Annotated in this window: 9 protein-coding genes; 7 read left to right on the top strand and 2 right to left on the bottom strand. The window is 41.6% G+C overall.

Features of this window, described 5'->3' with window-relative positions; all coding sequences use genetic code 11:
• Positions 1-120: 120 nt before the first annotated feature.
• From ACYVQ1_RS03635 to ACYVQ1_RS03620, 4 genes are all read left to right on the top strand, one after another.
• Positions 121-2526: a glycogen/starch/alpha-glucan phosphorylase gene (locus ACYVQ1_RS03635; RefSeq protein WP_461249968.1), complete on the top strand. Its 2406-nt coding sequence runs from the start codon at positions 121-123 to the stop codon at positions 2524-2526.
• A gap of 211 nt (positions 2527-2737) precedes the next feature.
• A complete protein-coding gene (locus tag ACYVQ1_RS03630) occupies positions 2738-3298 on the top strand; it encodes a GNAT family N-acetyltransferase (protein WP_461249969.1) in 561 nt (186 codons plus the stop codon).
• Positions 3299-3399: 101 nt separating this feature from the next.
• Complete coding sequence (locus ACYVQ1_RS03625) at positions 3400-4929, top strand: DUF1310 family protein (RefSeq protein ID WP_461249970.1); 1530 nt, start codon at positions 3400-3402, stop codon at positions 4927-4929.
• Positions 4910-5527: a hypothetical protein gene (locus ACYVQ1_RS03620; protein WP_461249971.1), complete on the top strand. Its 618-nt coding sequence runs from the start codon at positions 4910-4912 to the stop codon at positions 5525-5527. Before ACYVQ1_RS03625 ends, ACYVQ1_RS03620 begins: the two co-directional genes overlap by 20 nt.
• Positions 5528-5588: 61 nt before the next feature.
• Here the strand turns inward: ACYVQ1_RS03620 and gshAB are convergent, their stop codons facing one another.
• Positions 5589-7853 carry a bifunctional glutamate--cysteine ligase GshA/glutathione synthetase GshB gene (gene gshAB / locus ACYVQ1_RS03615; protein ID WP_461249972.1) on the bottom strand — a complete coding sequence of 755 codons (2265 nt, stop codon included), beginning with the start codon at positions 7851-7853 and terminating at the stop codon, positions 5589-5591.
• A gap of 682 nt (positions 7854-8535) precedes the next feature.
• Here gshAB and ACYVQ1_RS03610 point away from each other — a divergent pair.
• Both ACYVQ1_RS03610 and ACYVQ1_RS03605 read left to right on the top strand, forming a co-directional pair.
• Entirely contained in the window at positions 8536-10281 is a 1746-nt protein-coding gene (locus ACYVQ1_RS03610) for an ABC transporter ATP-binding protein (RefSeq protein ID WP_461249973.1), read from the top strand.
• A complete protein-coding gene (locus tag ACYVQ1_RS03605; RefSeq protein WP_461249974.1) occupies positions 10271-12139 on the top strand; it encodes an ABC transporter ATP-binding protein in 1869 nt (622 codons plus the stop codon). The genes ACYVQ1_RS03610 and ACYVQ1_RS03605 overlap by 11 nt, the downstream gene beginning before the upstream one ends.
• 94 nt (positions 12140-12233) lie before the next feature.
• Here ACYVQ1_RS03605 and ACYVQ1_RS03600 read toward each other — a convergent pair whose 3' ends face one another.
• Positions 12234-13757, bottom strand: a complete 1524-nt coding sequence (locus tag ACYVQ1_RS03600) for an ATP-binding cassette domain-containing protein (protein WP_461249975.1) — start codon at positions 13755-13757, stop codon at positions 12234-12236.
• Positions 13758-14190: 433 nt separating this feature from the next.
• Here ACYVQ1_RS03600 and ACYVQ1_RS03595 point away from each other — a divergent pair, with 433 nt between their 5' ends.
• Positions 14191-15279, top strand: coding sequence for a hypothetical protein (locus ACYVQ1_RS03595; protein ID WP_461249976.1), 1089 nt, complete (start codon positions 14191-14193; stop codon positions 15277-15279).
• Positions 15280-15407 lie beyond the last annotated feature (128 nt).

Genomic DNA, 15407 nt, shown 5'->3' with positions numbered 1-15407 from the left:
TTTCGAATCTTGATTGGCAAGGTTTGGAAGTTTGTGGAAAATTTCCAATTCCCTCTTATCTGAATAGATCCCTCTGTAAGAAGTGTATTGAAGATAAGGAAGTAGTAAGAAAGGATTTCTATGCAACTCGAAAATTTAACAAAAGAACAATTCATCCGTGACTTTAAAGACACGCTCCATCAAGAGCAGTTGATTAAAGTTTCTAAGGCCACACCAACGGAAATTTTTACAGCTCTGGCTGGTTTGGTCCGTAAATATTACACTGACACATGGATTACACGTAACCATGCACTTTCAGACAATCAAGAAAAGATTGCTTACTACTTCTCAATCGAATTCCTCCCAGGTCGCATGTTGGAAACTAACCTCCTCAACCTTGGTATTCTTGACCTTGTTAAAGAAGGTTTCGCAGAACTTGATATCGATTTCCGCGAAGTGGTAGAAGCTGAGCATGATATGGCACTTGGTAACGGTGGTCTTGGTCGTTTGGCTGCTGCCTTCATGGATTCGCTTGCAACTACTGGTTATCCAGGTTTTGGTAATGGTCTTCGTTACCGTTACGGACTTTTCAAACAACGTATTGTTGATGGTTACCAAGTAGAGCTACCAGATGGTTGGTTTGGTTCAACAGGAAATGTTTGGGAAACACGTAAAGACCATGATATTGTCTATGTAAAACTCTTTGGTGATGTTGTCCTTGAAAGTGACGAAGATGGTCGTTTTGTTCCAACTTATAAGAATGCTCAAGTTCTTCGTGCTGTGCCTTACGATGTGCCACAAATCGGTTATCAAAATGGTGTGATTAACAACCTTCGTCTTTGGGATGTAGAAATTCCTGAAGAATATGAATTGGACTACCCAACTTTGGAAGCTCGCCGTCGTGTGAAAGATATTACAGCCATTCTTTATCCAGATGATACAACGATTGAAGGTAAAGAATTGCGTTTGGTTCAGGAATACTTCATGACAAGTGCAGGTCTCCAAACCATTATCAAATCATACCTCAAGATGGGCTTGCCATTGAAAGATATCCACGAAAAGGTATCTGTTCACATCAATGATACTCACCCTGCGGTTGCACCAGCTGAATTCATGCGTCTCCTCCTTGATGAATACGGTCTTTCATGGGAAGATGCTTGGAATGCGACTGTTAAGACCATGAGCTATACTAACCACACAATCCTTCAAGAAGCTCTTGAAAAATGGGATCAACAGCTCTTCAAACGTGTTCTTCCACGTGTTTACCAAATCATCTTGGAAATCGATAACCGTTATGTAGCTGCAATGGCTGGACGTGGTGTTGCTGCAGATGTTATCGAACGCACTCGTATCGTGAAGGATAACCAAGTGCATATGGCTAACTTGGCGATTATTGGTGGTCACTCAGTCAACGGGGTTGCCAAACTCCACACAGAACTTCTTAAAGAAGATACCCTTCACGACTTCTATACTATTTATCCTGAAAAATTCAATAACAAGACAAATGGTATCGTTCAACGTCGTTGGACACAAATTGCAGCTCCTGAACTTTCAGCAGCAATTGATGACGTGATTGGTGATGGATGGCGTGACGACATCCATGAGCTTGAAAACCTTACAACTTACTTGGATGACAAGAAAGTCTTGAACCAGTTCTATCAAGTTAAGAAGACTGCTAAACAACGTTTGGCAGACTATATCAAGGAAACAACAGGTGTTGAAGTGTCTACAGATGCTATCTTTGACGTGCAGGTTAAACGTCTTCACGCGTACAAACGTCAATTGCTTAACCTCCTTCACATTATCAAACTTTATTGGGATCTTAAAGATAATCCAGATAAAGACATGGTACCACGTGTATTCATCTTTGGTGCCAAAGCTGCGCCTGGTTATCACTTCGCAAAATCAGTTATTAAACTCATCAACGAAGTTGCCAATCTTGTTAACAATGATGAAAGCCTTCAAGGTAAACTTAAAGTGGTCTTCCTTGAAAACTACCGTGTCAGTCTTGCAGAACTCATCATTCCAGCAGCAGATGTCTCTGAACAAATCTCATTAGCTTCTAAAGAAGCATCTGGTACTTCAAACATGAAATTCATGATGACTGGTGCTATTACCTTGGCAACACTTGACGGTGCCAACATTGAAATCAAGGATGAAGTTGGAGATGAGAATGTTGTCATCTTCGGTATGGACAAGGACGAAGTTTATGAACATTATGCACGTCATGATTATTATTCTCGTGCAGTTTATGAAAATAATCCTGTCATTCGTCGTGTTGTTGATACTTTTGTCAACGGTACGATTCCAGATGCTCAAGCTGAAGGTACTGAAATCTATGAAGCACTCATCACCCACAACGATGAATACTTCCTCTTGGAAGACTTCGAAGCTTATGTAGAAGCTCAAGAGAAAATCGATGCGCTTTATCGTGATCATGACAAGTGGGCACGCATGAGCTTGGCAAATATTGCTAAATCTCATAAGTTCACTTCAGATGATACGATTACAGAGTATGCTAAAGAAATTTGGGAATTGAAAAAATAGGCGATAGCTTATGAATCACAAAAAGACAAAGGCTAGAAATGGTCGTTGTCTTTTTATTTTTTTAGAAGAGGGGTGTCATAGACAGCCAAAAAGCATTTATAAATGGCAGGGTAGTTTATCTGCAGATCTATCTTAGCCCTTGAAACTTGCACTTGCTTATCAAGGTGTTATAATGTCCTATAGGTATAAGCATCAAAAAGGGGGACAATACATGGCTTTACGCAGCCAATTAATTACTAAGGAGTTTCCAGAATTAGATAGGGTAGAGCGCTTAAATAACGAGGCCTTCCCAGAAGAAGAACGTATTCCATTAAGTGAGTTTTTACAATTGGATGGTCGTGATGATTATCATTTCTTTGCCTTTTATGACGAGGATGATTTTGTTGGATTTGCCTCAGTTCTCTACAATGCCAAAGTTTTTTATGTGAGTTTCTTTGCCATCGTTCCTCAAATGCGGAGTCATGGCTACGGAAGTGAGATTATTGATAAACTGGTGGACTTTTATGGACCATCTCGGTCTATGGTCTTGGAAGTAGAGCGCTTGGATGAACCAAATGACAATCCAGAGCAACGTGAGGCACGTTGGGATTTCTATAAGCGTAATGGGTTCAAGACTTCCAATGCTTTCTTGGAATATGAAGGTTTGAGTTTTGAGATTCTCTATCGTGGAGATCACTTTGACGAAGAAGCCTACAGAGAGATATTCCATAAGCTTCAGGAAAGTGCTTATTTTGATTTTAGTATTAAACATCGTCGCTTGAGTGATTTATAAGGCAGTAAAGCAGGTCAGACACGACCTGTTTTTCATTTGTTTTCAGGCTTGACCAATCGTTTTCAGAATATTTTGTCGTCCTATGCTATAATGGAAGTACTATGAAGAAAGTAATTTTACAGTATCTGGCAAGTGCTCTGACTGTAATCCTTATACTTGGTCTTGTGGTTTTCAACAGACAGCGAAATCACTCTCTGGTAAAGAAGGTCAAAGACCCTGAGATTTCCTATATCTATCAGGATTCTTTGGAAAATCTAGATAGACTGGCCCTTAGTCAGGCTGGGATTATACAATCCTATCAACTCGATTCTTTGTCTGTTAGGAAGGAAGATGGAAAGATTCACCTCGTTCTCCATATCAATCATTCCTATGATATGCAAGTAAATCTTGTCCTAAAGTCTGATATCTACGGTGATTTGTCTGTGGTTCAAGCGACGCCATCAAAGGCTTTGAAGCTAGCCTTGGAGGACGAGTCTTATCAGAAACGGTTGACCTTAATTTCGCAAAAGGCAGATGCTATTATATCTCGTGATCACTGGGATCAAGGCATTAAACCGGCCTATGTGGCTCAGGTCAGAAGTAAGATGAAGAAGACTTCTTTGAAACAGTTGGAAAAGGTTCTGCAAGAAATTGATCAAGAAAGTAAGGAAGTGGGCTCCGATACCTATACGGCCTTTTTCCAAGCTTCTCAACTGCCTAATCACGACAAGCTCAATTTGGTTATGGAGCACATGCAGGTTTATGTGGATAAGTACCAATTTCTCCAGTTAGGGAAGTCAGGTTATAAATTTTCCAAAAAGCTAGAGCCAACCAGCGCTTTTTACAGTTACTTCCGTGAGGCTATTATGGAGACCTATCAGACGGATCTAGGGCTTGGTGTAGATGAGTTAGGTATCAAGCTCCACCTTTTTAGATCTTGGATTGATAAGCAGTCCATGGACTATATTAGGACCAACTACAAGGGCAAGACGGATTTAGACAAGCTTCTGGCTTACAGCAAGGACAAGAAGATTAAGTTGGATTATACTACAGGTGCTTCCTACCATAATCGAAGCTTGGGAGACTTTACCTATCCAGAGAACATGAAAATCCAGCTACCTCAGACCAGTGTCATGGGTCCTTACGGTGTCAGCAATTCCCGCTTTATTGAATTTATTGTCAATATGGATACAGGGAAATTTGTTTCTGAGTGGAATGTCTACAAGAAAAGGAAAGACGGTAGCATCGACTCTAATCCTAAGCACTATAAGATTGAGGATGGTGCTGACATTGCTGATACGGACTCTGCTAACTACGGCCTATCTAAGGGATTAAATGCTGACTTACCAGCCTATCTCAATAATAGCCATACCTATCTCGATGTTCGTCACCCTGCGGATAATGCGATTAGACGCAAGATGGTTAGAAAGTGGAAAAATGCCAAGAATGTCTTAAATGGTGGGCGCTATGCTGATATTGTAAAAAAAGGAGGCTTGAAAGATCTTGAAACATGGAGACAAGTTAAAGCTGAAGACCGCCTCCAGGTCTACAATGCTTACCTTGATTATATTCGCTCTCATCTTGTGCTTAATGGGTTTGACAGCTTTTACCAAGAAACCTACAAGCCCCAAGGTGGAGACAAAAAAGACTGAAACCCTTGATAGTGTTCTTGTCGCTAAAAATTTCTATCGTGTAAGGGATGCCTATGCCATCAAGCTCTACGGGCAGGATGAGGGGATGTCCTTTGATGTGGCTGGTCAGAGACTCTTTGGGTCAAATATTGCTATTAAAGATGGTCTGTTATATGGCTCCAGTCTTGGAGATTTGACCATTGAGGCTTATTTTCAGGGGGAGGCGTCCTACCTTTTAGAGGCCACCCAGAAGCTCCCAGTGGACAAAAATCGTATCAAGGCTAATCACTATAGTCAGGATATCGTTCTGAATAACGTTTGGTCTAGTCTGGAAGGTCAAGAAACCTCCAACAGTATCATCACTCAGTTTCAGGATAAGACCTTGCTTAAGCTGCGAATCAGCTACAACAAGGATTTCCTTCCGACTAAGATTCAAGGTTTTTACAATAGCCAAACCTTTAATGGCTGGCGGGACCTGTTTTATATAGATTATCCATATAGTGATCAGGAAGCCTTCAATCAGGCTCAAGATGCCTTCAATCAGGCTCAAGATGCCTATATACAACACATCCAGTACATGGAAACGCATCCTGAGGAAGAAGCAGGAGAGTTTGGTTAATAAAGCAAAATCACCTTTATCTCGAGATAAAGGTGATTTGTTTGTTCCTAAGAATTAGGTTTTAGGTTTGACTTGTGGCAACTTCTGGAAAAAGCTTGTCTAGGATTTTTGGAGTGATAGCTTGTCCAGGACCTTCAGCACAATAGGTGTGCATATACATAGAGGGATTGAAGTTGAGCTCGATACAAGTGCAATGAGGTTTTTCCTTGCTAGCAGGCTGAGTTTTATCTGGAATAATGAGGTCAACCCCACAAGCCCAGGCGCCCATGCTAGTTGCCATGGCTGCGGCCAATTCTTGGTAAGAGGAATCCATTGTCTCAGTGACATCAATAGAGTCGCCACCTGTAGAGATGTTGGAGTTACGGCGGAGATTGACCTTTTTCCCTTCTGGGAGAATATCATCAGGTGCATAACCTTGCTGAGTCAACATCAATTGTTCGATGTCTCCTAGCTCAATGATTTCCAGCGGTGAGCGGTGGTCACGGCCTCGCAATGGGTTGGCATTTTTCTGAGCGACTAATTCACGAATGGTATGTTTGCCATCACCGACAACATTGGCAGCGACACGAAGGAGGACAGCCTCACAACGTCCATCCAAGATGAAGAAACGGTATTCGGTTCCTGGGATAAATTCTTCAACAAGGACAGCGGTATCTTCTGCAAAGGCAATGTCAAGGGCTTTCTTATAGTTATCAAGGCTGGCAGGCTCTTGGAAAATGGAAATGCCCAGACCGAAGTTGGTTGATTTTGGTTTAACCACAATTTGCTTGCCCTTGATAAGAGGATAGTAGGCTAGACCTTGTTCTAGACTGGTAAATTCGTCTCCAGCAGGAACCGGGAAGCCAGCGTCGGCTAAGATTTTCTTGGTTACGGTCTTATTGGCCATAGCAAGGGGTACCACGTAGTTGTCTTTTGAGGTCATGTTACCATTTTTGACGTACTCAACATGATCTTTATGCCAGAGTTTAAGGAATTGATCCTGCTCATCTAGGATTTCAAAATGAAGCCCTTTTTGAATGGCATCAAAGAGCAGCATCTGGGTAGAAAGTTCCATCTCCTCATAACCCTTAAGGGCATAGTGGGCAGTCCAGTCGTAATCATGATAGGCAAGAGCCTTGTCGAGGGCAAAGTCAGCAAGGGACTTGTCTTTGATATGAGGAAGAAGTTGGGCTGCTAGTGTCTGGTTAGGATCTGCAAAGGCATCTTTAACTTGTTTAACCAGACCTTGATGATAGTCACCAAGCCTAAAATGTTGCACCAGTTGGTCTAGAGCTGTCGTAATGTTCTGAGTTTCAGCTTCAGAAGGTAGAGGTTCTAAAGGATGAGAGAGGGCAATTTTTTCATTCAGCGCGTGACCTTGAGCCAGAGCCTGATCAACATTTTCAGGGGCATCCAGCCAGAGGAAGGCTAGAAGGAGTAGGTGTACGGTATCCATGGTAGTTTGGCTAATACCGATACGCTCAAAGGGGTTGAGGTCGAAGTTACGGAATTCCAGGTAGGTGATTCCCTTGTCAAGGAAGGAGCGATTAACCTTTTGTCCACGGAAACGAACAGCCGAGTAAAATTCCTTTTCCGCAATCAAATCACCTTGTTCGATATAGTTTTCGATGGCAGAGACATAGTCTTCTAGGCTTGCAAAAGATACTTGGATTTCTTCCTTATTGACATAACCATGGTCGCTGTTTCGGAAGGAACGCACGGGTTCTGGCACTTCTTGGTCGAAGAAGCCTTGCTCAGCAACAGGTGCAGCACCAAAGAGATAGGTAATCACCCAACGATAGCGCAAATAGTTCTGAGCCAGCTTAAGATAGAGGGCGTTTTTGAAAGCAATTATATCAATCTGGTCACTTTCTTGGAATAGGGCCTCAACCAAATCTTTCCCTAGTTCCATATTATAGTGGATACCTGAGATAGCTTGTAGTTTGGTTCCGTATTTTTCGGCCAGGTAGTTGCGATAATGGCGTTCAAATTCATTTTCCAGTTGGGCAACTTGGATTTCTTGGGCGTTGATACGAGGAGGCATGGATAAGGGCCAGAGAAGTTCATCTTTACTGATGGAACGTCCAGCTACATCGGTAATGGCTCCAAGAAATCGGCGAGCCTCAGTAGTAGATTTGGCAACTGGTGTGATGAGTTCCATCTGAAACTCACAAAAATCTGTTTGAATATAAGGGTGGAAACTTCGAGCTCCTAGGCAGGAAGGGTGAGGCGTATGTGCTAATTTTCCCTGTCTATCGACACGAAGATTTTCGCGTTCAATTCCAAAGTTAGCTTGAAGGATAGGGCTAGTAGGCTCCAGCTTTTGAAGCAGTTGATTTATAGTCATAGAGTCACCTTTTCATCTAATGTTAGTGATAGTCTATTATAAATAGGAGAAGAAAACAACTTTCTGCTACGGTTAAGGGGAATTTCCGAATGTTTTAGATAAGAATTCTTAAAACCGGTTGCTTTTTAACTCTATTATATGCAAAAATTGTAAAATACCCACCGATTTTTATGTAAAATGTTATTTCTCTTGCAATTTAAATCAAATTAGCCTATACTAATGACGTATATATGAGAACGAAAGAATCCCTAGGGTCTGCCCTCAGGGGCTTTTGTATGCTCTCAAAAGGGTATAACCGTTCTTTTATAGATAAAGGATGAGCGTTAAGAGTAGCTTTCCGACAGTATGCTCTGCTCAAAAATGATGCTTTCACCGTGATGGATTACAGGACTAGCTTATATCTATCAATACCTGAAACACGCTCTGCCCAAAAGCGATACTTTCGTCGTGATGGATTACAGGACTAGCTTATATCTATCAATGCCTGAAACACACTCTGCTCAGGGCAGGCGATATTTTTCGCCGTGGCAATAGTTATAGAAGTCAAGAGACTTCTATAACTCGGAAGTTTTGAGACTTTGGCTCAAAACTTAGCTATGAGATTCCGAAGGAAGCTGCTAGCGTCCGAAGCCACTTAAGAAAAATATCAAAAAAAGAAAAAGAATAAAAAACGGAGGTAACTATGTTTCAAACCCTTATCCCCCAGATAAAGGAATACAAGAAACCCTCAATCCTAGCGTCCCTCTTTATGACACTAGAAGTCATGTTTGAGATTTCCATTCCCTTTGTCATGGCTAATCTTTTGGACAAAGGTGTCCAGCAATCCAACATGTCTAACATTTGGCTCTACGGTGGCCTCATGCTGGTCTGCGCCTTTCTTTCGCTTTTCTGCGGTATGCAGTCGGCTCGCTATGCAGCTTTTGCCTCTGCTGGATTTGCCAAGAATCTACGTCAGGCCATTTTCAAAAAGGTTCAAACTTTCTCTTTTGAAAATATCGATAAGTTCTCAGCTGGTGGTTTGGTGACACGTATGATGACTGATGTTACCAACGTGCAGAACTCTTACCAGATGATTATCCGCATCTGTGTGCGTGCGCCACTTAATCTGATTTTTGCCATTGCAGCAAGTTTCCTGATTAATGGCGAAATGGCTTGGATTTTCGTTGGTGTAACACTCTTCCTTGGTTTGGTTTTAGCCATTATTACCAAGATTGTATACCCTCTCTTTACTCAAGTGTTTGAGGCTTATGACAACCTCAATAACAGTATCAAGGAAAACATCACCAACATGCGTGTGGTGAAATCCTATGTTAAAGAGCAGGAAGAGACTGACAAATTTAAGAAGGCCTCACGTCGTATTTACAAGATGTTCATGCGTGCCATTCGTGTAGTTATCATGTCTAACCCAGCTATGATGTTGTCTATGTATGCGTCCTTCCTTATGATTTCCTGGTTTGGTGCCCATCTCATCGTTGGTGGTAGCTTAACTACAGGGGAATTGACTTCCATGTTTAGCTACACCATGACCATCCTCATGTCACTCATGATGTTCATGATGATCTTTGTCATGTTGTCTATCTCTACAGCATCTGTTGAACGTATTGATGAAGTTCTTAGTACTGAAGCCACCATTGTTTCACCTGAAAATGGTTTAACAGAAGTTGCAGATGGTTCTATCAGCTTTGATCATGTGGATTTCTCATACACGGATGAAAATGGTGACAAGACCCATGTCCTCAAAGATATCACTTTGGATATTAAGTCTGGTGAAGTTATTGGTATCCTTGGTGGAACGGGTTCGGGTAAATCAAGCTTGGTTCAGCTCATTCCTCGTCTTTATGATGTGGAAGCAGGTCAGGTTAGGGTTGCTGGGCATGATGTTAAGGATTATGATTTGGATAGCTTACGTAAGCAAGTTGCCATGGTCCTTCAAACCAATGTCCTTTTCTCAGGAACCATTAAAGAAAATATGCGTTGGGGAAATAAACAGGCAACAGATGAGGAAATCATTGAAGCTTGTAAGATTGCCCAAGCTGATGAATTTATCCAAGAGTTTAAGGATGGCTATGATACCAAGATTGAACGTGGTGGAGCCAATGTCTCAGGGGGACAACGTCAACGTCTTTGTATCGCACGTGCCCTTCTCATGAATCCGAAAATTTTGATTCTGGATGATTCGACATCAGCAGTTGATACCAAGACAGATAGTTTGATTCGTCAAGGTTTCGCATCGAGTCTTAAGGAAACAACTAAAATTATCATCGGTCAACGGATTTCATCTATCCAAGATGCAGACCGTATCATCGTCATGAATGATGGCCGTATCGATGCTATTGGTAGTCATGACGACTTGGTGGCTAATAATGCCATCTATCGTGACGTTTACAAGATGCAAACACAAGGGAAAGGAGTAGCAGATGCAGAATAAGAAAAAAGCCAATTGGGGCTCTCTAGCACGTCTTCTACGCTTTTTGTGGCAAGACTACAAACTTTCGCTTTCTATCGCCTTTATCCTCATTGTTGTTGCTTCTTTGGCAACAGTCAATTTGACGGCTTCTATTCAGTCCTTGGTTGACGTTTACGTTCAACCTTTGCTCAAATCTGGTAGCCATGACTTTGGGCCATTGTTACGTTTCTTGACTTCAGTGGCTGTCTTCTGTCTTATCGGTGTGATTGCCAACTATGTGTCATCACTCCTTATGGCGACGATTTCGCAAGATTCTCTGCGTTCCCTTCGTAATCAGCTTTTTGCTCGCATGCAAAAGCTTCCGGTTCGCTACTTTGATACTCACCAACACGGTGACATCATGTCTATTTACACCAATGATATCGATGCCCTCCGTCAAGCTGTCGAGCAATCTATTCCACAGTTGCTACAAACGACTATTACCATTATCGGTGTGACTGTGACCATGCTTACGGTTAGTCCTCTTCTCTTTATCGTGGTTCTAATCATGGTAGGCATCATGTTTATGGTCATCAAAAATGTATCATCCAAATCAGGTCGTTACTTCGGTGAACAACAAAAGAACCTAGGGATTGAGAATGGTTTTATCGAAGAAATGATGTCAGGTCAAAAGGTAGTCAAGGCCTTCGTCCACGAAGAAGAAAGCATGTCTGACTTTGATAAGATTAACGAACAGCTCTTTGAATCATCATACTTGGCCAATCGCTATGCCAATGTTCTCATGCCCATTCTTGGGAACTTAGCAAATGTTTCCTTTGTTTTGACTGCCTTGGTCGGTGGGGTATTTGCTCTAAATGGTGTCGGTAGCTTAACTATCGGTGGTCTCATGGCCTTCCTACAATTGAACCGTTCCTTCAATGGTCCTATTACTCAGGTTTCTCAACAACTTAACTTTGTCCTTATGGCCCTTGCTGGTGCTGACCGTATCTTTGACCTTTTGGATGAAGCAGAAGAAGTGGACCAAGGTAAGGTCACTTTGGTCAACTACGAATTGGTAGACGGTCAAATGGTTGTGACAGACAAGAAAACCAATCTTTGGGCTTGGAAACACCCACGTCCAAATGGCGACTATGAATTGGTCGAATTGGTCGGAAATGTAGTCTTCCAAGACGTTGATTTCTCTTACGATGGTAAGAAACAAATCCTTCACGATGTTAACCTCTATGCAGACAAGGGGCAAAAGGTTGCCTTTGTTGGTGCGACAGGTGCAGGTAAGACGACGATTACTAACTTGATTAACCGTTTCTACGACATCCAATCTGGTGTGATTACTTATGATGGTATCGATGTGAAGCTGATTGAAAAAGATTCTCTTCGTCGATCACTTGGTATCGTACTTCAAGATACGCATCTCTTCACAGGGACTATCGCTGAAAATATTGCCTACGGCCGTGCTGATGCGACGCGCGAGGAAATTCTTGAAGCTGCTCGTATTGCTAATGTGGATTCCTTTGTGCAACATTTGGACAATGGTTACGACACTGTCCTCACAGATGATGGCGCAGGCTTGTCTAATGGACAACGTCAGCTGATTGCCATTGCGCGTGCTGCCCTTGCCAATGCCCCTGTCCTCATCCTTGATGAAGCGACATCCTCTATTGACTCTCGTACCGAAAAAATGGTACAAGAGGGAATGGACCGACTTATGGAAGGACGCACGGTCTTTGTTATCGCCCACCGTCTTTCAACCATCGTTAACTCTGACGTTATCATGGTTATGGATCATGGCCGTATCATTGAACGTGGTGACCATGACAGCCTTATGGAACAAGGTGGTACCTACTACCGACTCTATACTGGTGGTCTTGAAATTGATTAAGATTAAAAGAACTCAGGCAAAACCTGAGTTCTTTTGCATCTGAAGAAAATGATTCTTTTGAGACTTTTCTTGTAAAAACGATAAATTTGATATCTTAAATCTCAACTTCTTTTAAACCATGTGAGTCTAGACGATAAATCTTTTGGCAGACTTGTCTGAGGTAGTTGACATCATGTGAGACTGTAAGAATGGCACCTGGATAGTTCTCAAAGAGATGGCGTACTTGGGGTTGCGAGGTGGGTGAAAAATTTCTGGTTGGTTCATCTAGGATAAGGAGCTGAGGGCTTTCTAAGACCAGGTGTAGCAGGAGTAGTTTTCCTTTCTGTCCTCCAGATAAATCAGAAATGGCATGGTTCATTTCATCATGACTAAAGTTGAGGTTAGCGAGATGGGAACTTATGATTTCTTTCTCAGTTTTGTCGCCAGTCTTATGTAAAAACGCTATCGGTGACAAATCATTTTTCAAGATAAGATCGTAATTTTGGGGCATGTAGCCGATAGTCAGGTCTGTTTTCCTGTTAAGTTCCTGGTAGAGGTAGTGTAAGAGAGTGGATTTACCACAGCCGTTATCTCCAACAATACCAATTTTTTCTTGCCCTTTCAAAGAAAGTTTGAGATGGTCAATGGTCAGGTGGGGAGCGATGTTTATCTGCTTTTCATCCAGATTTAAGAGATACTTTCCCTGAGGTAGAGGGTCGATATGAGAGAAGAATAGTTCAATACTGTCTTCTTTATAAGGCATCTGTGTCATGTCTTGGGCAAGGCGGTCGTAGCGTTTTTCTTGTGAGAGGACTGCTTTCATCTTTTTAGCAACCAACCGTCCTTGCGTGCTATCATGCGTATTACGTAGGGTGGTTTGGACATTTTGTTTGATACGGCGATGCTTGGCCATAGCTTTGTCATAGGCTTTTTTCTCGGTTTTGGCTTGCTGTATCTGTTGCTGGAAGGCATCAGTGCGTTGCTGGCTATAGTTATCATAGTCGAGATGTTCCACACTGGTCCTGGCTTGTCGACGACGTTTAAAGAGTTCTAGGTGGATAATGGTATCTGCTGTCTTGCTTAGTAGGTCCTCGTCATGTGAGATATAGATTATGGTTTGATCAGAATGTTTGATAAAATCTTTTAGCCAAGTCATAGTAGTCAAGTCCATATCGTTTGAGGGCTCATCAAGAAAAATGATGTCGTGGGGACGGGCTAATTCTCGGATGAGTTGAATTTTGAGCTTCTCGCCACCTGACAGAGAGGAGATAAGCTGACTGCTAGCAAAACGATCACTATCAAAATGAAGTTCATCAGCCAGACGATAGAGGGGAGCATAGTCTAAGTCATAAGTATCCGCAAAGAAGTAGTCGTTAAGGGTTAGGGATTGTAAGTCATCCGAAATCTGTTGGGGAATATAGACCTGTGGGCTATCTGGTTTATTAATAGTTCCCTCGTAAGAAAGATGGTTGAAATGTGTTTTTGGATTGACCAGAAGGGCAAGGAGACTAGATTTTCCATTGCCTTCCTCCCCAATGATGGCGACTTTTTCGCCTGTAGCTATCGTTAGATTTAGATCATGAACGAGTTCACGCAAATCCTTAGTATGTGTTATGGTTAGATGTTGAATTTGTATCATAGGTCCTCCTAGGTCTGAGTGCTTGTAGATATTGTTTCATAGAAAATATGGTTCTTACTTCAAACAATATCAAAGGTCAAAAAACAGTCCTACCTTATAAGATAGAACTGTCTTGAATCTAGCTAAAAAGCTCTCTAGGAGATAGTGATGGTGTGGACGCAAAAAAATCAGATACCATCAACAAGTTTTCTACAAAAAAAGAGCGCAAAAAAGACATGAAAACAATCTATCAAATAAAGCAGGTTTATTGTGAATAGACTTAGTTGTTCATGTCTCCATTTACCTCCGAATGTTACTTGTCTTGATTGTACGCTGTCTGAGAGATTTTGTCAAATGAAAATAAAATATCCAACCTTATTAGACTGCCAATCTACCTTATCAATAGTCTCCACCTGTGCTATACTAAAAGCAATACTAAAAATGGAGATTATTTATGGAAAATAAGTTTGTAAAGAAACCAACACCTAAGGGGGATAAGTCCACAAGAATTGTTTTTATAGGTCTCTTAGTGGCATTGCTTTTTATAATCGCAGGGACGGCTATCTTCTTTGCTGTGAATAGTAGCAGTAAGGCTAACAAAGGTTCAGCTGCATCCAGTAAGTCGAGTACGACTGTCTATTCCGGCAGCAATGCAGAAGACCCCTTGTTCAAAATCACCCTGAAAACCTTCGGAGATAATAAAGAATTTTTACTCGTGACACCAAATCCTGGTCATGATAGAAACATGTTTAACATTGTGGGGGTTGCTGGTCAATACTTAGTCACTCAAGAGTACAAGGGGGGTGAATCTGGTAAGAAAAATGCCAAGGGTGAGACACTTTATAAGTATGACTACTTTAATATCTATATGTATGACACGGAAAAACCAAATCAAAAACCTAAACAAATTGACCTCTTGAAATTGGCTAAAAAAGCTGGGGATGAAGATTATTTAAATCAGGCAAGTCTAAGGCTTTTCATGCTTAATGAACAAGCTTACTTACAAATGCCTTTTGGTGCGTCATCAGCTGATTTTGCTTCTAATAAAAAATACCTCAATCTCAAAACGCAAAAGATTGAGGAAATGAATATTCCAGCTAACTCGAATACTTTGGACTCGGAATTGGATTACGCCAATGTTGATATGCGTAAGACTTTAGAGCCTTTTGGTCTTGAAATGTGGCCAGGTGCAACTAATGGTAAGGATCTAGATTATCCAACAGAAACACCAATTGCGAGTCTGCCTGCTCTTTATTACATTTCTGAAAAAGACAGAAGCCTCAATATGGATAGTACCAACTTTGCCAAAGAGCATAAGGATGCTTATGAAGCGATTAAGACCAAACATGCTAGGATCTACACCATTCCAAGCAAGATTAACAATGAAACCTGGTTCAATACCTTACTCCATTGGGTGGCACCTGAAGGCCAAGATGCCTACGAGTTACCGGTTAGGGCATTTAGACCGACTCAGGAAGAAGGAAAAGTCAAGTCCTACCAAGAATTGCAGACTTGGAATGACAACCATATCAGAAAAAAATAGAGGAACTTACCTCTGAAACCAATAAGATTATGAACCCAAGTTTATGATACTTGGGTTTTTTAGTGTTTTTGAAATGCTAATGGGAGACTTTAGTCGTGAAAGAGGATTATTAAATTGTATATCAATGG

This window comes from Streptococcus parasalivarius, assembly GCF_054785155.1.
Note: the sequence above shows the minus strand (reverse complement) of the source record. Positions and strands in the feature narration are given on the sequence as shown.